Source organism: Acidocella sp., from assembly GCF_013044125.1.
GTDB lineage: Bacteria > Pseudomonadota > Alphaproteobacteria > Acetobacterales > Acetobacteraceae > Acidocella.
In genome coordinates, this window is record NZ_JABEVC010000070.1 from 1 (window position 1) to 21,235 (window position 21,235).

At 64.1% G+C, this 21,235-nt stretch carries 16 protein-coding genes and 1 pseudogene; 11 read left to right on the forward strand and 6 right to left on the reverse strand.

Annotated elements, in window-relative coordinates; genetic code table 11:
- Positions 1–283 (forward strand): annotated as a pseudogene (locus HKL97_RS04240) (S-methyl-5-thioribose-1-phosphate isomerase); the annotation flags it as partial.
- The gene (locus HKL97_RS04245; protein ID WP_291422860.1) at positions 276–1,037 is read left to right on the forward strand and encodes a DUF2272 domain-containing protein; all 762 of its coding nucleotides are present in this window, start codon (positions 276–278) and stop codon (positions 1,035–1,037) included. The pseudogene HKL97_RS04240 and the gene HKL97_RS04245, both read left to right, overlap by 8 nt.
- Before the next feature lie 64 nt (positions 1,038–1,101).
- On the opposite strand, the gene HKL97_RS04250 is transcribed toward HKL97_RS04245, so the two are convergent.
- Genes HKL97_RS04250 through pepN form a run of 3 tightly spaced genes read right to left on the reverse strand, consistent with a single transcriptional unit; the run spans position 1,102 to position 5,120 of the window.
- Positions 1,102–1,797 carry a class I SAM-dependent methyltransferase gene (locus HKL97_RS04250; RefSeq protein WP_291422861.1) on the reverse strand — a complete coding sequence of 232 codons (696 nt, stop codon included), beginning with the start codon at positions 1,795–1,797 and terminating at the stop codon, positions 1,102–1,104.
- A gap of 35 nt (positions 1,798–1,832) precedes the next feature.
- The gene (locus HKL97_RS04255; protein ID WP_291422862.1) at positions 1,833–2,522 is read right to left on the reverse strand and encodes a glutathione binding-like protein; all 690 of its coding nucleotides are present in this window, start codon (positions 2,520–2,522) and stop codon (positions 1,833–1,835) included.
- Between the two features lie 12 nt (positions 2,523–2,534).
- On the reverse strand, positions 2,535–5,120 hold the full coding sequence (gene pepN / locus HKL97_RS04260) for an aminopeptidase N (RefSeq protein ID WP_291422863.1): 2,586 nt from the start codon (positions 5,118–5,120) through the stop codon (positions 2,535–2,537).
- Between the two features lie 53 nt (positions 5,121–5,173).
- On the opposite strand from pepN, the gene HKL97_RS04265 reads away from it, so the two are divergent.
- The 8 genes from HKL97_RS04265 to HKL97_RS04300 all read left to right on the forward strand — a co-directional run bounded on the left by HKL97_RS04265 (position 5,174) and on the right by HKL97_RS04300 (position 14,772).
- On the forward strand, positions 5,174–6,316 hold the full coding sequence (locus tag HKL97_RS04265) for a GNAT family N-acetyltransferase (protein ID WP_291422864.1): 1,143 nt from the start codon (positions 5,174–5,176) through the stop codon (positions 6,314–6,316).
- Positions 6,317–6,695: 379 nt separating this feature from the next.
- On the forward strand, positions 6,696–7,184 hold the full coding sequence (locus HKL97_RS04270) for a hypothetical protein (protein ID WP_291422865.1): 489 nt from the start codon (positions 6,696–6,698) through the stop codon (positions 7,182–7,184).
- 462 nt (positions 7,185–7,646) lie between these two features.
- Positions 7,647–8,978, forward strand: coding sequence for a glutamate--tRNA ligase (gene gltX, locus HKL97_RS04275; protein WP_291422866.1), 1,332 nt, complete (start codon positions 7,647–7,649; stop codon positions 8,976–8,978).
- 50 nt (positions 8,979–9,028) lie between these two features.
- Positions 9,029–9,694: a tetratricopeptide repeat protein gene (locus HKL97_RS04280; RefSeq protein ID WP_291422867.1), complete on the forward strand. Its 666-nt coding sequence runs from the start codon at positions 9,029–9,031 to the stop codon at positions 9,692–9,694.
- Between the two features lie 8 nt (positions 9,695–9,702).
- Positions 9,703–11,010, forward strand: coding sequence for a PQQ-binding-like beta-propeller repeat protein (locus HKL97_RS04285; protein WP_291422868.1), 1,308 nt, complete (start codon positions 9,703–9,705; stop codon positions 11,008–11,010).
- Positions 11,011–11,017: 7 nt separating this feature from the next.
- Positions 11,018–12,358: a ribosome biogenesis GTPase Der gene (gene der, locus HKL97_RS04290; protein ID WP_291422869.1), complete on the forward strand. Its 1,341-nt coding sequence runs from the start codon at positions 11,018–11,020 to the stop codon at positions 12,356–12,358.
- Between the two features lie 79 nt (positions 12,359–12,437).
- Positions 12,438–12,857, forward strand: a complete 420-nt coding sequence (locus tag HKL97_RS04295) for a transporter substrate-binding domain-containing protein (protein ID WP_291422870.1) — start codon at positions 12,438–12,440, stop codon at positions 12,855–12,857.
- The gene (locus HKL97_RS04300) at positions 12,847–14,772 is read left to right on the forward strand and encodes a phospholipase C (protein WP_291422871.1); all 1,926 of its coding nucleotides are present in this window, start codon (positions 12,847–12,849) and stop codon (positions 14,770–14,772) included. Before HKL97_RS04295 ends, HKL97_RS04300 begins: the two co-directional genes overlap by 11 nt.
- 11 nt (positions 14,773–14,783) lie before the next feature.
- Here HKL97_RS04300 and HKL97_RS04305 read toward each other — a convergent pair whose 3' ends face one another.
- The 3 genes from HKL97_RS04305 to HKL97_RS04315 all read right to left on the reverse strand — a co-directional run bounded on the left by HKL97_RS04305 (position 14,784) and on the right by HKL97_RS04315 (position 20,172).
- A complete protein-coding gene (locus tag HKL97_RS04305) occupies positions 14,784–16,589 on the reverse strand; it encodes an ABC-F family ATP-binding cassette domain-containing protein (protein ID WP_291422872.1) in 1,806 nt (601 codons plus the stop codon).
- A 31-nt stretch (positions 16,590–16,620) separates the two neighbouring features.
- Positions 16,621–17,769 (reverse strand): NAD(P)/FAD-dependent oxidoreductase, encoded by a 1,149-nt coding sequence (locus tag HKL97_RS04310; protein ID WP_408820685.1) that lies wholly within the window; start codon positions 17,767–17,769, stop codon positions 16,621–16,623.
- Positions 17,770–17,838: 69 nt separating this feature from the next.
- Entirely contained in the window at positions 17,839–20,172 is a 2,334-nt protein-coding gene (locus HKL97_RS04315; protein WP_291422874.1) for an HAD-IC family P-type ATPase, read from the reverse strand.
- Positions 20,173–20,382: 210 nt separating this feature from the next.
- On the opposite strand from HKL97_RS04315, the gene HKL97_RS04320 reads away from it, so the two are divergent.
- Positions 20,383–21,207: a transcriptional initiation protein Tat gene (locus tag HKL97_RS04320; RefSeq protein WP_291422875.1), complete on the forward strand. Its 825-nt coding sequence runs from the start codon at positions 20,383–20,385 to the stop codon at positions 21,205–21,207.
- Positions 21,208–21,235 lie beyond the last annotated feature (28 nt).

The following is a 21,235-nucleotide window of genomic DNA, read 5'->3' on the forward strand; positions in this document are numbered from 1 at the left end:
GTTCTGGGTCGCGCTGCCGTCCTCCACCATTGACTGGACGATCAGCGACGGGCTTAGCGATATTCCCATTGAGGAGCGCGCGGCTTCGGAAGTGACGACGATGACCGGGCGCGCGCTTGACGGCTCTATCGCGACGATCCGCGTGGTGCCCAAGGACAGCCCGGCGGCGAACCCGGCCTTTGATGTGACGCCGGCGCGGCTGGTCTCCGGGCTGATCACCGAGCGCGGGCTGTGCGAGGCCAATGAGTTCGCGCTGCGCGAAATGTTCAGGGATCTTGCGTAAATCCCTGGCGCTGCTGCTGGGGCTGGCCGGTTGCGTGGCGCCAGATGCGCACGCGCCGCGCTTCGCGCAGGTGCCTTATGAAACTTTTTCGCGGACCGATGCCGTGGCCGTGGCGATGGACGAATGGCGGCTCTGGGGCAGCCGTGTGGACGATTCAGGCGGGGCTGACTACCATAAGAGCCCGGCCACCATGGCGGAGCGCCAGCCGGGCCTGTGGGAGCGTGTGGGCGAGTATTGGTGGGAAGGCCTGAACGCCAACGCCCATGACGCCGCCTACACCGGCAAGCATGACGCGCGGGGCCAGGTGTTTCCCGCCGCCGATGATGGCCGCTATGCGTGGTCGGCGGCGTTCATATCGTATGTGATGCGCATCGCGGGGGCCGGGGCGGCGTTTCCCTACGCGCCTGACCATGCAAAATACATCAACTACGCCGCCCGCGCGGCGCAAGGTGATATCAAAAATCCGCTGCTGATTGCCGAAAACCCCGCCAGCTACGCGCCGCGCCTGGGGGATCTGGTGTGCTTCCCGCGCGAGGGGGCGAGCCGGCTGAGCTTCCAGGATTTGCCAACGGCGGCAAATTTCCCCGCGCATTGCGCCATCGTGGTGGCGGGCGGGGCGGAGCGGATAAGCGTGATCGGCGGCAATGTGGATGATGCCGTGACGATGGAGCATCTGAGCACCAACGCCACGGGAGAGCTGAGCGGCAACCGCGAAAACTGGTTCGTGGTCCTGCGGGTGATGTATCTGCGCTAGTGTCCCGATTTTAAAGTTCGTAACATCAAAACATCTTCCCACGCGGGACACGCGCGCTTTGTTTTCAGTGGCGATAGAGGTTCAAAAGCATCGGCTGCTCGAAGACATAGGCGCCATCCTTCTGGCCGGCGGCGAATAATTTGCGCACCTCTTCGGTCTCCACATTCTCACGCTGGATATTGTTGAAGGTCTGGCCTGTCACGCGGGTCACCATCGCCTCGAAATTCTCGTAGCGCGGATACTGCACATAACGGAACAGCGACTCAACGGCGAACAGCCGCCGCGCGGTGCGCGCCAGCGCCGCCTGGGCCGCGTTGCGCACCACCGTTTCATCGTTGAAGGGGCGCATGACCGGGAAATGCGTGCCGGTCATCGCCGGCTCCACCACGCAGAGAAAGCCGGTGGCGCGTTTGAGCACGCGCGCGGCCTCGGTGAGGGCGGCGTCCATTTCGGCCAGAGGCACATGATGCAGCGAGCGAAAGAAAAACACGCCGTCAACACTTTGATCCGCCAGAGGCAAGGCCTGCGCCTTACCCTCAACGAAGGTGAGCCCCGCGACCGGCGGGGCGGCGCGGTTTTTTGCTGCCTGGATGGGGTCTGGCTCGACGCCCAGCACGGTTGCGCCGCGCGCGCAAAGCTCGCGGGCCACGATGCCGGGGCCGCAGCCGGTATCAACGACACTAAGCCCGCTGACCGCCAGCAACGCCGCCACGGCGCCGATATCGGTGAGTTCGCCCAGATCCTGACGTGTGGTTTCCAAAATGAATTGATCCTTGGTTTGAGTGAGGTGGTGGTTTACTTCAACGCCGTCTGGCCGAAGAGTATCTTCGCGGCTTCCGGCGTTACGGTCGGCACAGGGTTGATCTCTTTTGCCAGCGCGTAGGCGCGCACCACGGCCGGGCGGGCGGCCATGGCATTGAACCAGCGTTGCAGATGCGGGAAATCATTAAGGTCCTGCTGCTGGCGCTCGTAGGGGACAATCCACGGATAGCAGGCCATATCGGCAATGGAGTAGGCGCCGGCGATGAATTCACGGTCCGCCAGGCGCTTGTTCAACACGCCGTAGAGCCGGTTGGTCTCCTTGATGTAGCGCTCCATCGCGTAGGGAATGCGCTCGGGCGCGTAGATGACGAAGTGGTGGTTCTGTCCGGCCATCGGCCCCAACCCGGCCATCTGCCAGTAGAGCCATTGCAGCACCTCGTATTTTTCGCGCGGCCCGGCTGGGAGAAACTTGCCCTCCTTCTCGGCGAGATATTCCAGAATGGCGCCGGATTCGAAAACACTGAGCGGCGCGCCGCCGTCCGCCGGGGCGGTGTCCACAATCGCGGGGATGCGGTTGTTGGGCGCGACCTTCAGGAAATCCGGCGCGAATTGCTCGCCCTTGGAGATGTTGACCGGGATGATTTTATAGGGCGTTGCGGCCTCTTCGAGGAAAATGGTGATCTTGTGGCCGTTGGGCGTGGTCCAATAGGAAAGTTCGATCATACTGTCGCGTCCTTATGCGAGGGCCTTGGAGGCCATTTCGTAGGTGTTCGGGCTGAGTTTTTCCTTGGCGAGGATGCGCTCCAGCTGCGCCTTCATCAAGCTCTGGCGCGCGGCATCGTAACGCCGCCAGCTGCCCATCGCGGTGGTCAGCCGTGCCGCGATCTGCGGGTTGGTTTCATCCAGCATGAGGATGGTATCGGCGAGAAGTTGATAGCCGGCACCGGTTATCTCGTGGAATTTCGACGGGTTGGCCGCGAACGCGCCGATGAGCGCGCGCACGCGGTTGGGGTTGCGCAGGTCAAAATTCTTATGCCTGGTCAGCGCCTGCACGCGCGCCAGCGTATCCGGCGCGCCGGCGCGGGCCTGCACGGAGAACCATTTGTCCAGCACCAGCGCATTGGCGTGCCATTGGTCGTAGAAGCTGGCGAAGGCATCGTCGCGGCGTTCATCCGCGACCTCGGCCAGATTGACCAGGGCGGCCAGCGTGTCGGTCATGTTTTCGCCGGAGAGGAATTGCGCGCCGGCCAGGGTGTTGTCACCCGCGGCGGAGATATAAGCCAGCGCGGCGTTCTTCAACGCGCGGCTGGCGATGGCGCGGCCCGATACGTCCGATGCGGCGACGGCGGCGAAATGCGCGTAGACGGCGAAGAAATCCTCGCGCAGCGCCTCGCCCAATGCCTGGCGCGCCGCCTCGCGCACAAAGCGGATGGCATCGGGATCGACAATGCTCATTGCATCGGCCAGCAGGGTTTCAGCCGGGAGCAACAAGGCTTCGGCCGCGAAGGCGGGATCGCGCGCGGCATCGCGCAGGGTCGCGTCGACGGCTTCGAGCAGACCAGCATCAAGCGTGAAGACCTGACCCGCCTGATGCGCCTGCACGGCATCGAGCAGCACCAGCGTCGCATATTGCTGCAAGGCATCCCAGCGGTTGAAGAGGTCGGTGTCCTTCGCCGCGAGGAAGGCCAGACGTTCGCGGCTCTGGCCCTGCAACTTTACCGGAGCGGAGAAATTGCGAAACAGCGAGGGCGTGGGAGGCTCACTTATATTATGGAAGGTGTAGCTCTGTTGCGGCTGCGCCAGGATCAGCGTTTCGGTGTGGATCTCATTTCCATTGGCGCCGAGCAGACCCATTGAGACCGGGATCATGAAGGGTTGCTTAACTGGCTGGCCGGGTGTGGGAGCGGTGTGCTGGCGCAGGGTGAGCGTGTAGGTCTGCGCGGCGGGATCATAGGACTCAGTGAAGGAGATTTCCGGCGTGCCGGCCTGCTCGTACCAGCGCATGATCTGTTTCAGATCAATATCGGTGGCGGCCTGCATGGCCGCGAAAAAATCCTCGACCGTGGCGGCGCAATTGTCGTTTTCGGCGATGTAGATATCCATGCCCTTGCGGAAGGCCTCGCGGCCGATGAGCGTGCGGTACATCCGCACCACCTCCGCGCCCTTCTCATAGATCGTCGTGGTGTAGAAATTGTTGATCTCCAGATAGCTCGCCGGGCGGACCGGGTGGGCGAGCGGCCCCGCGTCGTCACGGAACTGGGTGGCGCGCAAGGTCCGCACATCGGCGATGCGCTTCACCGCGGCGGAGAACTGGTCGGCCATGTATTCCTGGTCGCGGAAAACGGTCAGACCCTCCTTCAAGGAAAGCTGGAACCAGTCCCGGCAGGTGACGCGATCGCCAGTCCAGTTATGGAAGTATTCATGCGCGATGACGCGCTCGACGCCCTGGAAATCGGCATCCGTCGCGGTGGCGGGGCTGGCCAGCACATAGGCGGTGTTGAAGATGTTGAGGCCCTTGTTCTCCATTGCGCCGGCGTTGAAGTCGCTCACCGCGGCGACGTTGAAAATATCGAGGTCGTACTCCAGACCAAAGGTATCTTCATCCCATTTCATGGCATTCTTCAGCGCGTACATGGCGTGGCCGCAGCGCGTCTCATCACCGGCGGCAACCCAGATGCCAAGCGCCACCTCGCGGCCGGAGGCGGTGGTGAAACTGTCTTTCACCGCGATGAGATCGGCCGCCACCAGCGCGAAGAGATACGAGGGTTTGGGGTGCGGGTCTTCCCAGGTGGCCCAAATCTGCGTGCCCGCCGCGCCGCTGGCGGTGTTGTTGCCGTTGGAGAGCAGGACGGGGTATTTGGCTTGATCGGCACGCAGGGTAACCTTGTAGCGGGCCATTACGTCCGGGCGGTCCGGGAAAAAAGTGATCTTGCGGAAGCCCTCTGGCTCGCATTGCGTGAAGAAGCCGGTGCCCGACATGTAGAGGCCGGAGAGTTCGGTGTTGGTCTCGGGGATGATTTTCACCTCGGTTTCCAGGGTGAAAACATCGGGCACATCATCCAGCGTGAGCGAGGATTCAGTGAGGACGTAACGGTTGCCGCCCAATGCCTGGCCGTTGAGGGAGATGCCGCGCAGCTCCAGATGCCGCCCGTCCAGCACCAGCGGGCCTGGAGCCTGGCGGCGGAGGTTGAGCGTGGCGCGCACGATGGTGGCGGCGGGGTCCAGCGTGAAATCCAGCGCCACCTCGTCCACCAGGAACACCGGCGGGGTGTAGTCCGCCAGGTTGATTGCCTTGCGCGGTGAGATCTGTCCGTCGGCCATGTGTGATCCTTATCCTACTAGCGAAATGCCCTGCCCGTCGCATATGGTGCGGCATGGCTGATGGTACACCTCATTTAAGCTTGCGGATTTATCCCCGGATTGCCGGGATCGGGCAAGCCGCGTGGGACGCATGCGCGGGGTGCGATAATCCGTTTGTGTCCTATGCGTTTCTCTCGGCGCTGGAGGATAGCGGCTCGGTGGGGCCGCGCACGGGGTGGCACCCGCGCTACATAACACTGTGCGATGAGGCGGGCGCGGTGGTGGCGGTGGCGCCGGTGTACGCGAAAACCAACTCCTACGGGGAATATGTGTTCGACCATGGCTGGGCGAACGCCTTCGAGCAGGCGGGGGGGAAATATTATCCGAAATTGCAGGTTGCCGTGCCGTTCTCGCCGGTGCCGGGGCCGCGCCTGCTCGTGCGCGCCGGGGTGCCTTATGGCGCGTTGGCGGCGGCGCTGGAGCAATTGGCGGAGGAGCTGGGGTGCTCGGGCGCGCATGTGACATTTTGCACGCAGGCGGAATACGCGGCGCTGGGCGCGGCCGGGTGGCTGCAACGGCTGGGCACGCAGTTCCACTGGGAGAATGAGGGCTATGGGCGTTTTGAGGATTTTCTCGGCGCGCTGGCTTCGCGCAAGCGCAAGGCGATAAAACGCGAGCGGCGCGAGGCGCAAACTGGGCTGGAATTTCGCGCGCTGAGCGGCGCGGAACTGACGCCGCAAGTATGGCGGGCGTTTTACAAATTCTACACCTCGACCGTGGACCGCAAATGGGGCGGGGCGTATCTGACGCCGGAATTCTTTACTCTATTAGGCGAGCGGCTGGGGGAGAGCGTTGTGTTGATGCTCGCCGAGCGCGACGGCCGGCCGATTGCGGGGGCGCTGAATTTGCGCAGCCGGGATGTGCTGTATGGACGCAACTGGGGCAGCACGGAGGATGTGCCGTTTCTGCATTTCGAGCTGTGCTATTATCAGGCGATTGATTACGCGATTGCCCATGGCATGAAGCGCGTGGAGGCCGGGGCGCAGGGGGAACACAAAATCCAGCGCGGGTATCTACCCCGGCCGATTTATTCGGCACATTATATAAGACATGCGGGGTTGCGCCGCGCGGTGGGGGAGTTTTTGGAGGCGGAACGGCCGGAGATGGAAGCGGCGATGGCGGTGATGACGGCGGAGAGCCCGTATAAGAAAGAGTGAGGGGCGGTGGCGAGGGTGATCCCTGCATATTCGCTGCGTCGCCGGTCAGCTTAACATTCGGCTTTGGGTGGGAAGCGGAATGGCATGTTTCGGTTGCCAGACCAGGAAAGCCGCCATTGCCGAAATGATCAGAAATTCGTAGGGTGGGTGCAGCGAAGCGAAACCCATCAACCAGGATGCGGCACGAAAGCGATGGGTATCGCTATGCTCACCCATCCTACGCTTGCTGGCCGCTCTCACCAAGTAGGACACTCGTTAACGCGCAATGGCTCTATAGGAGTTGACATCGGGTCAGGGCGCCGTGTTTCGATTAAAGTTGGCGTCCTGTGTTAAATTGCTCTACAGCAATGGACATCAACCGATAGGATTGGAAGCGGCAATGACTTCAGGCATTACGCCAGCAAATCGAGATGCGCTGATCGAAGCTCTCTCCACTTTGGCCAACGAAATCGAAGCAAACCCTCCACCCATCATCGGAAGCGATATTTTCGTGCAGGGCGCGCCCGGTGCGGAGGTAATTGGCTCATCTATTTCGGTGACGGCAGGGCAGGGAGCGGGCGGCGGTGTTGGGCAGCGGATCAGCGTGGTGGCTCAACCTGGTCAATCGGCAATTGGGCAGCGCATCACTGTTGTTGCTGGTGATGGTCCTGTGTCGGCTCCTCCGCCTGGCGCGGGCTCCCGACAAGAGATTAATGATGCGGTCGCCCAACTGCGTGACGCAGCATGTGTACTGGCTTCGTCTTCCGCCTCTGAAGGTTGGATCAGGAGCATCGTGGACGGGGTGTCTAAGTGGGGTTCCGTGGCCCTCAGCGGTGCAGTTTCGGGGGCCAGCAACGCGGTTGTAAGGTTCTACCTAACGGGTGGCTGAATGCAGATTGGCGTAGCGATGTCCGCTTATTGCAGCCTGTTCTCCGATGTGGGCCTTCCCCAATCCACCTATCTTGAATAATTGCTGCGTCATCTATGAATGGCGTCTCTGGAGAGACGGAGCAGCAAGCTGTAGGATGGGTGGAGCGTAGCATAACCCATCGCTTTTGCCGTAATCTCCGTTTGGCTGATGGGTTTCGCTTCGCTGCACCCATCCTACACCATGTCAATGTCATATCAGCCTTCGGGGTAAGCCCATCTGAAGATCAATGGCGACAACGGCTCGAAATCCGCCACTTCGGCCACAGCGCCACTTAGCCAAGTGCATAATTGCCTGAACTAATGGGGTCCGGGCCTCAGGCCCGGCCGGGGGTCCAGGGGGTGGAACCCCCTGTTGGGGTCCAGGGGCGAAGCCCTTGGTGGCAACTTCACGCGGGGCGCAGAATGGTTTAACCCGTGTGGGATGACAAAAGTTCGCTTCGCGCCCAGCCCCACGGGGTATCTGCATGTCGGCAACGCCCGCGCCGCCTTGGTTAATTTTCTGTTCGCCCGGCATGAGGGGGGGAGGTTTCTCCTCCGGCTGGATGATACGGACAGCGAGCGGGGCCGCCCGGAGTATGAGCAGGGGATTTATGACGATCTGCGCTGGCTGGGGATCACCTGGGACGAGACGGCCAGGCAGTCAGAGCGCACGGCGCGCTATGAGGAGGTTGCCGAGCGGCTGAAGGCGGCGGGGCGGTTGTATCCGTGTTTTGAGAATGAGGATGAGCTGGCGGCCAAGCGCGCGGCGCTGGTGAAGCGCAAGCTGCCCCCGGTTTATGACCGGGCGGCGCTGAACATGACCGCGGAGCAGCGCGCCACGGCGGAGGCCAACGGCAAGCGGCCGTATTGGCGTTTTAAGCTCTCGGACGGCGCGGTGGCGTGGAACGATCTGGTGCTGGGCAGCCGCAACATTAAGCTCGGCACGGTCTCCGACCCGGTGCTGATCCGCGCGGATGGCACGCCGCTGTATACATTCACCTCGGTGGTAGACGATGCGGATATGGGGATTACGCATATCATCCGGGGTGAGGACCATGTCTCCAACACCGCCGTGCAGATTGATCTGTTTCAGGCGGTGAGCAAGGGGCCGCTGCCGCGGTTTGCGCATTTGCCGCTGATCTCGGGCGGGGATGGGGAGAAGCTCTCCAAGCGGATCGGCAGTATCTCGCTGCGCAGCCTGCGGGCCGATGGGGTGGAGCCGGCGGCGATTACGGCGTATCTGGCGCGGCTGGGCACCAATAAGGATGCCGCGGCGCTGGGGATGGACGAGTTGATCGCGGCGTTCAACATCGCTGATTTTGGCCGTTCGCCGCCGCGATTTGATGCGCGGCAGTTGCTCGCGCTGAACCGCAAGTTTCTGCACGCGCTCAGCTTTGAGGATGTGAAAGCCCGCCTGCCGGAAGGCGCCGGGGAGGATTTCTGGCATGCCATTCGCGGTAATCTCGACATGTTGAGCGAGGCGCGGCGGTGGTGGGAAGTGGTGCATGGCGATTTTCTGCCGCGCGAGATTAGGGATGGCGAGGCGGTGCTGAAGGCCGCGCTGGAGACACTGCCCCCTGCCCCGCTGGGGCCGGATTCATGGAAAGCCTGGACCACGGCGATTGCCGCCGCGACCGGGGCGGCGGGACGGGCGCTGTATCATCCGCTGCGGGTGGCGCTCACCGGCGAGGATCAGGGACCGGAAATGGCGGGGCTTCTGCCGCTGATCGGGCATGAGCGCACCATGGCGCGGTTACGGCGCTTCGTTGTATAGCGGGCGCTGCCCGGCTAAGACGGTCCGGGCTGAACGGTAGGGTCGGGCGCGTGGTTGATATTTTTGACGAGGTTTCAGAGGATCTGCGCAATGAACGCGCGGTGGTGCTCGCCAAACGCTATGGCGGGCTCCTGCTGCTCGCGATGCTGGCTGTGCTGGCGGGGGTGGGCTGGCAGCAGTTTCATGCCTGGTATCAGCAGAAGCAGAACGAGAAGGCCGCCACTGCGTATCTGGCCCTGACCAAGCCTCTGGATGCCGCCGGGACGGGACTGAGCAGCGCCGCGGCGCTCACGGGGGCGAAAGCCCTGACCAATTTCGCGGCCGGTGCGCCGGAAGGCTACCGCACGCTGGCTGATTTGCGCGCCGCCGCGCTTTATGCCGGCGCCGGAGAGACCACGCAGGCCGAGGGCCTGTGGAACAGCGTGGCCGATGACACCAGCGCCGACCCGCTGCTGCGCGGCCTCGCCAATTTGTTATGGGCGCAGCACGCGCTGGGCAGCGCGCCGGATGACGAGGTGCTCGCCCGGCTGAAACCGCTGACCACCGACACGAACCCCTACCATGGGCTGGCGCGTGAAACGCAGGCGCTGGTTTATCTGCATGAAGGCAAAAGCGATCTGGCAAAGGCCCTGCTCACGCAGATCGCGGCCGATCCCGGCTCCCCGGACGGCGTGCGCAACCGCGCCGAAGGCTTGCTCGCAAAGTTGAACGGATGACAAAAATCATGATGCGACGTCGTACGGCCCTTACCCTCTCGCTTGGCCTGCTGGCCACCGCCTGCTCCAAGCCAAAGGTGGCGATTATCGGCACGCAGATACCTGTGCTGCCCGATACCGGGGCGCTGAATGTGAGCGCCAACGCGCCGCCGGTGAGCCTGCCGCCGGCCATGGCGCTGGCGGACTGGCCTCAGGTGCTGGGAAATGCCGCGCATGCGCCGGGCAATGCCGCGGGGCCGCTTGGGCTCAACCGGCATTGGGTGGCCTCGGCCGGCCAGGGCGGTGGTTTCCGCCAGCCGTTGCAAGCCAGCCCCCTCCTCGCCAATGGTCAGGTCTTCAGCATGGACGCCGCCGCCGCGGTGAGCGCCTTCTCCGCCGCGGACGGCGCGAGGGTGTGGCACACCGTGACACGGCCGAAGCATTCCAACGAGCCTAATATCGGCGGCGGCATCGGCTATGACCAGGGAAGGATCTACGCCACCACCGGCTATGGCGAATTGCTCGCGCTGGATGCCGGCTCAGGCAAAATCCTCTGGCGGCAGACGCTGGATTTTCCCACCCGGACCGCGCCGATGATCGCGGGCGGGCTGGTGGCGCTGATCACGCAGAACGACCTGCTGCTCACCTTCGATGCCGCGACCGGCGCGCCGGGCTGGCGCTTCACCGGCCAAGTGCTGCAGAACACCGGCCCCGCTGTTGCCATATCCGGTGCGCCGGCCTTTGCCGATGGCATTGTTGTCGCCGGGTTCGCCTCCGGCATGCTGGCGGCGCTGGATGCGAATTCAGGCACGACGCTATGGGAGCAGAGCCTCGCCGCCGCCTCCGGCCAGGCCAGTTCGCTCGACTTCTCCGATATCGTGGCGCCGCCGGTGATCTCGGGCGGGGTGGTGTATGCGCTGGGCCTGGGCAATACCGCCATGGCGGTGGACCTGCATTCGGGCGCCAAGGTGTGGACGCATAGCGCCAGCGGCTCGCAACCGTTCTGCCTGGCCGGGGGCTTCGCCTTTTTGCTGGACAGCACGCAGACGCTCACAGCCATCCATGCCGATGACGGGCTGGTTAGCTGGTCCTTGCCGATGCCGGCGTTCGGCAACATGAAAAAGAAAAAAAACCCAGTGCTCTGGGCCGGGCCGGTGCTGGTGAACGGCACGCTGGTGCTCACCAGCAGCCACGGCGAGATCGCGCTGGTTGATGCGGTGGCGGGGGTTATCAAATCCACCGCCAAGCTGGCAGGCCCCGCGGATATGGCGCCGATTGCCGCGGGCGGGCTGCTGTTGCAGCTCACGCGTGACGCCAAACTCACAGCCTACGCCTGAAGCTGCCATGACCCCGCGCGTTGTCATTACCGGCCGGCCGAATGTCGGAAAATCGACCCTGTTTAACCGTTTGGTGGGCTCGCGGCTCGCGCTGGTCGCTGACACGCCGGGGGTGACGCGCGACCGCAAGGAAGCCGAGACGACGCTGGCGGGTACAAAGGTACTACTCGTGGACACAGCCGGGCTGGAGGAAGCCGCACCCGACACGCTGCCGGGGCGCATGCGCGCCTCCACCAGCCGCGCGGTGGATGAGGCGGATCTGGTGCTCTTTGTGTTCGATGCGCGCGCCGGGCTGCTGCCGGAGGATAAACATTTTGCCTCCTGGCTGCGCCGCACGGGCAAAAAGGTGCTGGTGGTGGCAAACAAGGCCGAAGGGCGCGGCGGGGCGGCAGCCACCATGGAAGCCTATGAGCTGGGCCTGGGTGAACCGGTGGGGATTTCCGCCGAGCATAACGAGGGCGTTTATGATTTGATGCGCGATATCGCGGACCTGCTTCCGCCGCCGCCGGAAGAGGGCGCGGAGGATGCGGAGACTCTGCCGCTGCATTTCGCCATCGTCGGGCGGCCGAATGCCGGAAAATCGACATTGCTGAACCATCTGCTGGGTGAACAGCGTATGATTACCGGGCCGGAGCCGGGGCTGACGCGCGACGCGGTGGCGGTGGACCTGACCGGGCCGGATGGGAAATTATACCGGCTTGTCGACACCGCCGGGTTACGCAAACGCGCGAAGGTGGATGAGGGGCTGGAGCGGATGTCTACCTCGTCATCCATCGAGGCGCTGAAGCGGGCCGAGATGGTGGTTCTGGCGGTGGATGCCGTGCAGGGCGTGCAGGAGCAGGATTTGCACATCGCCCGGCTGATTGAGCGCGAGGGCCGCGCCTGCGTGATCGCGCTCACCAAATGGGACGCGGTGGAAGACCGCGCGAAGGCGAAGCAGGCGGCGATTGACCGGATTTCAATTTCGCTCTCGCAGATGAAGGGCATCACGCTGGTGCCTTTGTCAGCCGAGACCGGCGAGGGTGTAGGCAAGCTGTTCCCCGCCATCCGCGAGACCTATGAGAAATGGAACACGCGCGTGCCGACCAGCGCGCTGAACCGCTGGTTTGAACATGCGCTGGAGCGCTTTCCGCCGCCGATGGTGGAAGGACGGCGGCTGAAGCTGCGCTATATCACCCAGGTGAAGGCCCGGCCGCCGACGTTTGCGCTGTTTGGCACGCGCGCCGAGATGGTGCCCGATACCTACATGCGCTATCTGGTGAATTCGTTGCGAGAGGCGTTTGAGATGCCTGGCGTGCCGATCCGGATCATGTTGCGCGGGACGGACAACCCTTACCACGACAAGTAACCGCGGCCGGGCGCAAATGCCATGAAACGGTCATCCTGGCCCCCTCGCCGCGCGGCGGAGCGGCGGCTAGGAAGCGGGTATGCGTTATGTCTTGTTTTGCATGCTTGTGCTCATTGGCGCCCCTGCGGCGGCGCATGTGTATGACGACAATCAGGCGATCATGGTTCCGGCGGGCTCAAAGGCGCGCGATGCCGCGGGGCTGGCGAATGCGGAGATTTGCGTAAAAGCGGGCTCGCGCGCGCAATATAATCTGCAGGCGTATTTCACCGCGCACAAAATTCCGCTGCGGGTCTTTGCGTTTCAGGAAACTGGCGAGATGCACGACGCCTACCGGGACGGGCGGTGCGATGCGATAACCGCGCGCAGATCGGTGCTGAGCGCCCTGCGGGCCAGCGTGAGGCGCGATGATCGTATCCTGCCCGATAATCTTGGCGGCCATTTCATCCGCGCCGCAGCGCGGGCAGCACACACCAAAAAGGAAAATACCCATGGCCTTTAAGCAAATTTTACAACGTGTCACGGCGTTGGTGGCGGCGTCCTCGCTGCTGCAGGCGCCGCTGGCTTATGGCGATGTGCTTACACCGCAGCCCGGCGGGCCGGCGGCTGTGCGCGCGCAGATGGTGACGCGCGAGCCGGCGATGAGCCAGGCGCAGGAGATCGCCCTGCTGCGCAAGCATGTGAAGTATGTGTTCGTGATCTTTCAGGAAAATCGCTCGTTCGACTCCTATTTCGGCACATTCCCCGGCGCCAACGGGCTGTTCACGCAGCCGGCGGACGAGACGCCCGGCTTTGTTCAGCCGATTGAAAACGTGGACGGCAGCATGGGTACGATCTCACCCTTCCGCATCGGCCCGGCGCAGTATGCCGCGGACCTTGATGACGTGGACCATTCGTATGTCATCATGGCGCATAAGATGGATGTGACGAACGGCGTTGCGAAGATGGACCATTACGCGCTGGATGAAGAAAAGAAATACATGCCGCACGGGCAGGGCGTGCCCTCGCTTATGGCCAAGCAGATGGGCGAGCTGACGATGGCTTATGAGAATTGCGACACTGTTCCTTATCTGTGGAATTACGCCAGCCGCTTCGTGCTGTTCGACAATATCTTCCAGCATACCATGGGGCCGTCCGCTCCGAACGCGATTGTGATGATCGCGGGGCAGACCGGGGAGACGCAATGGGTGAAGCACCCCGATGAGGCCGACGGCGCCAAGGGGCTGCTCAAGGGCCAGGGCGAACCCGTGATCACCGATAATGACCCGGTTTGGGGCACGGGCGGCGCGGGGGATACCAGCGGCATGCCGCAGAACCCGCAGGATGGCGCGAAACATGCCGTGATCCCGGCACTGAACCAGACCTACGCCTCGCTGCCGCTGAGCATGACCGGGGATAGCGCGCAGAAGGTAACGGCGGCGGATAAGGACCCCGCCACCGACCTCGCCGATGTGCGCCAGGATATTCCCGCCCTCGCCGCCAGCAAGGTCAACGCTGTGCCATGGGGCTGGTACGAGGAGGGCTATGACGCGGAGCCGAATGAAGCGGCGCATGGCGGGTATATCGGCCATCACAACGGGCCGCAGTATTTCGGCTATGTCGCCAACAACCCGGAGATGACCGCGCATCTGCACGGGCTTGGCGATTTCTACAACGCGATCAGCGCGGACAAGCTTTCACCCGCCGGGGGCGTGTATTATCTGCGCGGGGGGTTCCAGAATATCGAAGGCATGAAGCCCGCGCTGAATGATCCGGCGGTGCAGCATAATTTCCAGGGCGATGACGACCATCCGGGTTACTCGGATTCAGCGATTTCCGAGGCGCAGGTGGCGCGCGAGGTGAATGCCATCGCGCGGAGCAAATACTGGGCGCAATCGGCCATTATCATCACCTATGATGAATCAGCCGGGGATTACGACCATGTACCGCCCCATTTCGTGGAATACGGCCCGCAGGGTCTGCCGCTCTCGCCTGGCCCGCGCATTCCGCTCATTCTCATCAGCCCGTACGCGCGCGTGCATGTGGTCAGCCATGAGACCGGGAATCAGGCCAGCGTGATCAAATTCATCGATATGCTCTATCATCTTCCGCCGCTGGCGGATCTGCCCGATGAGGCGCAGGCGCGCATGGCGGGGCTTGGCATGTTCAAGCAGGCGTATCTTGGCCCGGCGGATGACAAGACGCCAGGGGTGGGCAATCTGCTCTCAGCCTTTGATCCGGCGCGGCTGGAAGGCAAGGCAAGCCCCCTGCCCGCTGCTTACGCGATCACGCCCGATGCGACGGCCATACCACCCGACAACAACCAGGGCTGCAAGGTGATCGGCGTTGTGCCGGTGGATATTGCCAAGGGCATCGTCAACCATATTCCGGCTGATTTTAACCCGCGCCCGCAGACCGACCCGACGGCGGTGCAATAAGCCGGGGCGGGTTAACCCGCCTCGCGCAGAACTTCCAGCTCCAGCCAGCGTTCTTCAGCCGTCGCCAGGCGCTCCTGCGCCTCGGTGAGGGCGTTGGAGGCGGCTTTGAATTTTTTGATGTCCTTATTGTAGAGGCCGGGCTCGGCGAGGATGGCTTCGTTCTTCTTCACCGTGGCGTGGAGTTTTTCGATCTCGGCGGTCAGCGTTTTCAGCTCGTGTTGCTGCTTGAAGGTCATTTTTCCCGCAGCCGGTGGGGATGGCGCGTTGGTGGGTGCCAGCGCCGCGGTGCGGGCGGTGGTTTTCTGTTTTACCGGCTCGGCCAGAACATGGCCGCGCTGGGCCAGCATGTCAGAATAGCCGCCGGCGTATTCGACCCATTTGCCGCCGCCCTCGGCCACCAGGGTTGAGGTGGCGACGCGGTCCAGAAAATCACGGTCATGGCTGACGAGCAGGATGGTGCCGGGGTATTCGCCCAGCATTTCCTGCAACAGATCCAGGGTTTCCAGGTCGAGGTCGTTGGTCGGTTCGTCCAGGATGAGCAGGTTGGAGGGTTTGGCCAGGGCGGCGGCCAGCAAAAGCCGCCCCCGCTCGCCGCCTGAGAGAGTGCCGACCGGGGTGCGCGCCTGCTCGGGCTTGAAGAGGAAGTCCTTCATGTAGCCGATGACGTGGCGGCTCTGCTCGCCGACCTGGACCATGTCGCTCTTGCCGCCGGTGAGCGTGCTGGCCAGGGTCACCGCCGGGTCCAGCGCGGCGCGCTGCTGGTCCAGGGTGATGACGTTCAGGTTGGTGCCGAGTTTCAGCTCGCCGGAATCGGGTTGCTCCTGGCCGAGGAAAAGTTTCAGCAGCGTGGATTTGCCCGCGCCATTGGGGCCGACGATGCCGAGCCGGTCGCCGCGCAGCACGCGCAGGGTGAGGTCCTTCACGATCGGCCGAGCGGCGTAGGATTTGTTAATCTTGTCCGCCACCACCACCAGCTTGCCGGAGGTTGCGGCATCGGCGGCGCCCATTTTAGCGGCTTCGCCCTGCTTGTTGTATTCGCGCTTGGCCTGGCGCAGCGCCGCCAGCCCGGCGACGCGCTTGACGTTGCGCTTGCGCCGGGCGGTGACGCCGTAGCGCAGCCAGTCTTCCTCACGCGCGATCTGGCGGCCGAGCTTGTGGAAATCACGCTCCTCCTGTTCCAGCACCTCGTCGCGCCAAGCCTCGAAATGGGCAAAGCCGCGGTCGAGCCTGCGGGTCTGGCCGCGATCCAGCCAGACGATGCTGCGGGAGAGTTTTTCCAGCAGCCGGCGGTCATGGCTGATGAGGACGATGCCGGCTGAGAGGCTTTTCAGCTCGGATTCCAGCCATTCGATGGCCGGGAGGTCAAGATGGTTGGTGGGCTCATCCAGCAGCAAAAGATCAGGGTTGGGGGCCAGGGTGCGGGCCAGGGCGGCGCGGCGCGCCTCGCCGCCGGAGAGGTTTTTGGGTTTTTCCAGACCGGTGAGGCCAAGCTGCTCCAGCAGATATTTGGCGCGGTAATGGTCATCGTTGGGGCCGAGGCCGTCCTCGACATATTCCATGGTGTTGGCGAAGGAGGAGAGATCGGGCTCCTGCGGCAGGTAGCGCATGGTGGTGCCGGGTTGCAGGAAGCGGGTGCCGCCGTCAAAGGCGATCTCGCCCGAGGCGATTTTGAGCAGGGTGGACTTGCCCGAACCATTGCGCCCGACCAGGCAGATGCGCTCGCCAGCGCCGACGCCGATCCCCGCGCCATCAAGCAGGGGAACGGAGCCGAGGGAGACACGGATATCGGTGAGGAGCAGCAGCGGAGGAGAAGCCATGCAGGGCTTGTGGCCGCAGATGCACGCTAACTCAAGGGGCGGCGGCGCAGGCGCGCCATGCCAGCACGCCGCGCGCGGCGGCTAAGCCGGTGGCGAGGCAGGCTTGCAGCAGGTAGCCGCCGGTTGGGGCCTCCCAATCCAGCATCTCCCCGGCCGCGAACACGCCGGGGCGGCGGCGGAGCATCAGGTTTTCGTCCAGTTCGCCCAGCGCGATGCCCCCGGCGGTAGAAATGGCGCGCGCCAGGCCGGCGGGGGCGGTTAAGCGCAGCGGCAAGGATTTGATGAGCGGTGCCAGGGGTGTTGCATCCCCGGTATGGCGTGCCTCCTGAACCAGAGCGATAGCCGCCGGGGAGAGGCCGGCGCGCTTGCGCAGGATGTTGGTGAGGGATTCGCTGCCGCCGCCGGCCAGGCGGGTGGCCAGGACCCCGGCGGTAAGATCCGGGCGCAGGTCGAGGCGCAGTTCGGCCATGCCGTCGCGGGCGATGAGATCTCGCGCCGGGGCTGAGAGCGCGTAGACGGCGCCACCCTCGATGCCCTCGCGGGTGAGCATCAACTCGCCCGGGACGCTCTGCCCGGCACAGGAGAGGGTGATGCGCTTGAGCGGGGTACCCGCGAAGCGGTGGGAGAAATGTTCCGACCAATTCACCCTGAAGCCGCAGTTGGCCGGGCGCAAGGGCGTGATGTGGACATCGGGCAGTAGCGCGGTCCAGCCGCCATCGGCGCCCAGGCGGGGCCAGGAGGCGCCGCCCAGGGCCAGGACCACGGCATCGGCGGCATAGGTGGCGCCATCGGCAAATTGCAGACGGCCGGTGGCGTCCCAGCCGGTCCAGCTGGCGCGGGTGACAAGCTGGACGCCCAAGGCCGCCAGCCGCTTGATCCAGGCGCGCAGCAGGGGGCTGGCTTTCATGGCTGTGGGGAATACGCGGCCGCTGCTGCCCACGAAAGTCGGCTGGCCGAGTCCGGCGCACCAGGCGCGCAGCGCCTCGGGCGGGAAAGCGGCAAGGCGGGGAGACATCCAGCCCGCCGCCGGGCCATAGCGGGTGAGGAAGCGCTCCGGCGGCTCGGAATGGGTGATGTTGAGGCCGCCGCGCCCGGCCATCAGAAATTTACGCCCGAGGCTTGGCATACGCTCAAACACGGTGACGGCCAGACCGGCCTGGGCCAGCGTCTCGGCGGCCATCAGCCCGGTGGGGCCGCCGCCGATGATCGCGGCACGGTAAGGAGGGGACGTTGGCTCGGTCACGCGCCCTTATGCACCGGACAATGGGGGGAAGGCCACCTCTCCAACCGGGCGATGCAGAACCCGCCCGGCGAGACGCTTTAAAACATCGAGCAGGAGGAGGAACAGCAGCGCGCTGGCGGTGATTGCGGCCAGGATGATAGGGCCGAGCGGCGCCATGAGGATGCCCCAGCCGGCGGCGGCAAGGCTGGAGCCAACCATGGCGGCGGTTGCCGCCGCCAGCCAAGGCCCAGGCGCGGAGGACCAGAACCAGCGCTCCTCGCGCACCACATAGACGCTGGCCTGCACCGCCAGCATGAGGGTGAGAAACGAGAGCGTGCGGATTTGCGGCAGCGGCAGATGCCAGAGTGCGCGCCCGGCCAGCAGCATCAGGGTGACGTAGCCCAGCGTCGCCAGCCCGTAGAGGCAGCCCTCAGAGATGATGCGCCCGATCCGCCAATGGCGGGGATGCGCGCTTGGCAAGGCGCGGTCGGTGGTGATCGCCATGGTGAGGAAGTCGTTCACGATGAGGAGCAGCACCATAAGCAGCGGGGTGAGCACCGCGTGGCCGGTGATGACCAGACCGAGCGCCAGATAGGCGGCAAAAGCGATTTTGCGGACCACCATGGTGAGCGTGTAGGTGCGGATGCGCTGGAAGGCGGCGCGGCCCTCGTGAATAGCGTCGAGAATGCCGGCGAGGCCGGGCGAGGTGAGCACCAGGCCGGCGGCGGCCTTGGCCACATCGGTCGCGGTTGAAACCGCAATGCCCATTTGCGCCTGGCGCAGGGCCGGGGCATCGTTGGTGCCGTCGCCGCACATGCCGACCACATGGCCCCCGCGCTGGAACAGTTTGACCAGGCGGAATTTCTGCTCGGGGAACACGCCGGCAAAAACGCTGAAATCACCAGGGGTTTTGAGTGTCTCCAGGGTTTCTGAGTCGCAGACCTGGCCGGTGACGCCGACCGCGCGGGCGATTACCGCGGCGGTCTCCGGGGCGTCGCCCGTGACCATGACGACACGCACCCCCAGCGCGCGCAGGGAGGCGATGAGGCCCGCGGCATCATCACGCGGCGGATCGGCAAGGCCGAGCAGGCCGAGCAGCTGAACCGTGTTGCCGGTGATCCGCGCGACCGCCAAAATCCGGCATCCGGCTTGCGCGAGACGCTGGCGCGCGGCTTCCTGCTCCGGGGTCAGCCCCGCGGGAAGTAAGGCGCCGGGGGCGCCTTTACGCAGCAGATCACCGTTCGGCAGGCTGGCCTGGGCGTATTTGCGGGCGGGGTCAAACGGGGCGAAGGCGGCGGCCGGAGGCACCGCCACGCCGCGCGCACGGGCGGCATCGATGATGACCTGATCGACCGGATCGCCGCCCTCCGAGGAAGCGGCGGCGGCGGCGGCCAGCACGGCGCCCTCATCAACGCCGCCGAAACAGGCGATGCTCTGAATCGAGAGCGCGTTTTTCGTCAGCGTGCCGGTTTTATCGGTACAGAGCAGACTCATCGTCGCCGCCTCGTTGATGGCGGCGAGCCGGGTTGGCAGCACCGCGCCGCGCACCAGGGTGCGCGCGGAGAGCGCGGCGGCAAGCGTGAAGGTGGAGGGCAGCGCCACCGGGATGGAGGCCAGCAGCGCGGTGAGCAGCAGGGGCACTGATGCATCGAAGCTGCGGCCGATCTCATGCGCGTAAACCAGCATCGCCAGCACGATGGCGCCGTTGATGAGCGCCAGGTCTCGCACCACGGCCAGCACCGCGCGCTGTTCGCCGCTGACGCTGCGGGCATCCTGCACCAGCGAGGCGGTTTTGCCGAAATAGGTGCGCGCGCCGGTGGCGGTGACAACCCCGGTGGCCTCGCCCTGGCGGACCATGGCGCCGGCGTAGGCGGCATCTCCGGCTTTACGTTCAACCGGCAAGGATTCGCCGGTGAGCATTGATTGATCAATGAGGGCCGCGCCGGCGGTGATACTGACATCGGCCGGGACCACCGCGCCGAGGGCGAGCTTCACCAGATCGCCGGGGACGAGCCCGGCGGCATCAATGCGCATCCACACGCCATCGCGCCGGACCGAGGCCATGACCGCGAGTTTTTGCCGCAGGGCATCCACCGCGCCCTTGGCGCGCGCCTCCTGGCTAAGGCCAAGAAGGGCGTTGAAGATGAGCAAAACCGCGATGACGAGCGCCTGCGGGCCGTGCCCGAGAAAGAGTTCCAGCAGGATTGTGGCCTCAAGCATCCAGGACAGCGGCGTCCACAGTTTTTCCGCCAGCGCCCGTGGCCAGCTCTGCGTGGTTTCAGCCACCGCGTTCGGGCCGAATTGTTGCAGCCGCGCAGCGGCTTCGGCGGTGGAGAGGTCAAGTCCGGTCTGCGGGTCCATTTTTTTGTCTCTCCGGTTTGTTGCCAGCAAGGGGTGAATGCGTGCCGTTGAATGTCATTTCCGTAACAATACCGCGGCGCGCAAGGCAATTATCCAAAAAACCGATCATTCCAATCAAGATATTTAATTGTATAGCAAATTCAATAAGTATAGCGTTATCTCTTCTGAGCACGAGCCAAGCTTTCCACCAAAACATAAGAGGAATTTTCCATGTCGCAGGATTCGAATCAGAGCAATTCCGCCGAAGGTGGCGCCAACCGCCGCAGTCTGCTGCGCGGTATCGGGCTTTCCATTGGTACGGCGGGTCTTACGGCGATGGCAATGCAAACCGCGGCGGCCGATACGCCCGCCGGGCCGCTGGAGCCGCAATCAGCCGCCACGCTGGCGGCGCTAACCGCGAAACTGGCGGCGCTGCCCCGCCGCCGGGATTTCAAGACCGTGCCGATGATCCTCACCTCGCCCAGCCAATGGGACAGCGAGGCGCTGAACGCGGTGATCGCCTACCGGGGCGGGCCCAAGCAGGTGTGGGACAACACCGTGATCGAGAGCCCCTGGCTGAACCTGATGCGTAATGCGCTGAACGCACAGATATGGTCCTGGAAGCATCCTGATTTCCTCGCGGTTTCCGCCACGCACGGCACCGCGCATCTGGCACTTTATGATGAAATGATCTGGGACAAATACAAGCTGGCGGATGTGACCAAGGGCAAGTTCGCGACGAATACGCTGATCAATGTTCCGGCTGCGGCATCGGTTGCCGAGTCGGACTTCAACAATCCTGCCGGAGCGTTTTCTCCGGCCGACAACAGCATTACGGTTTTGCAGCGCCGGGGGGTGGTGTTTATCGGCTGCCATAACGCGATCTGGGAGTTTTCCGGCGGGTTGCTGAAAAATGGTGTGAATCCTGACAATCTTTCACACGGCGCGCTGGCGGCGGAGCTTACCAACCATCTCATCGATGGTGTGGTGCTGAGCCCTGGCGTGGTGGGGACGCTGCCGGAACTGCAAAAAGCCGGATTTGCTTACGCCGCGTGATGTTGTTGCCGTACTCTCATTCGTTGTT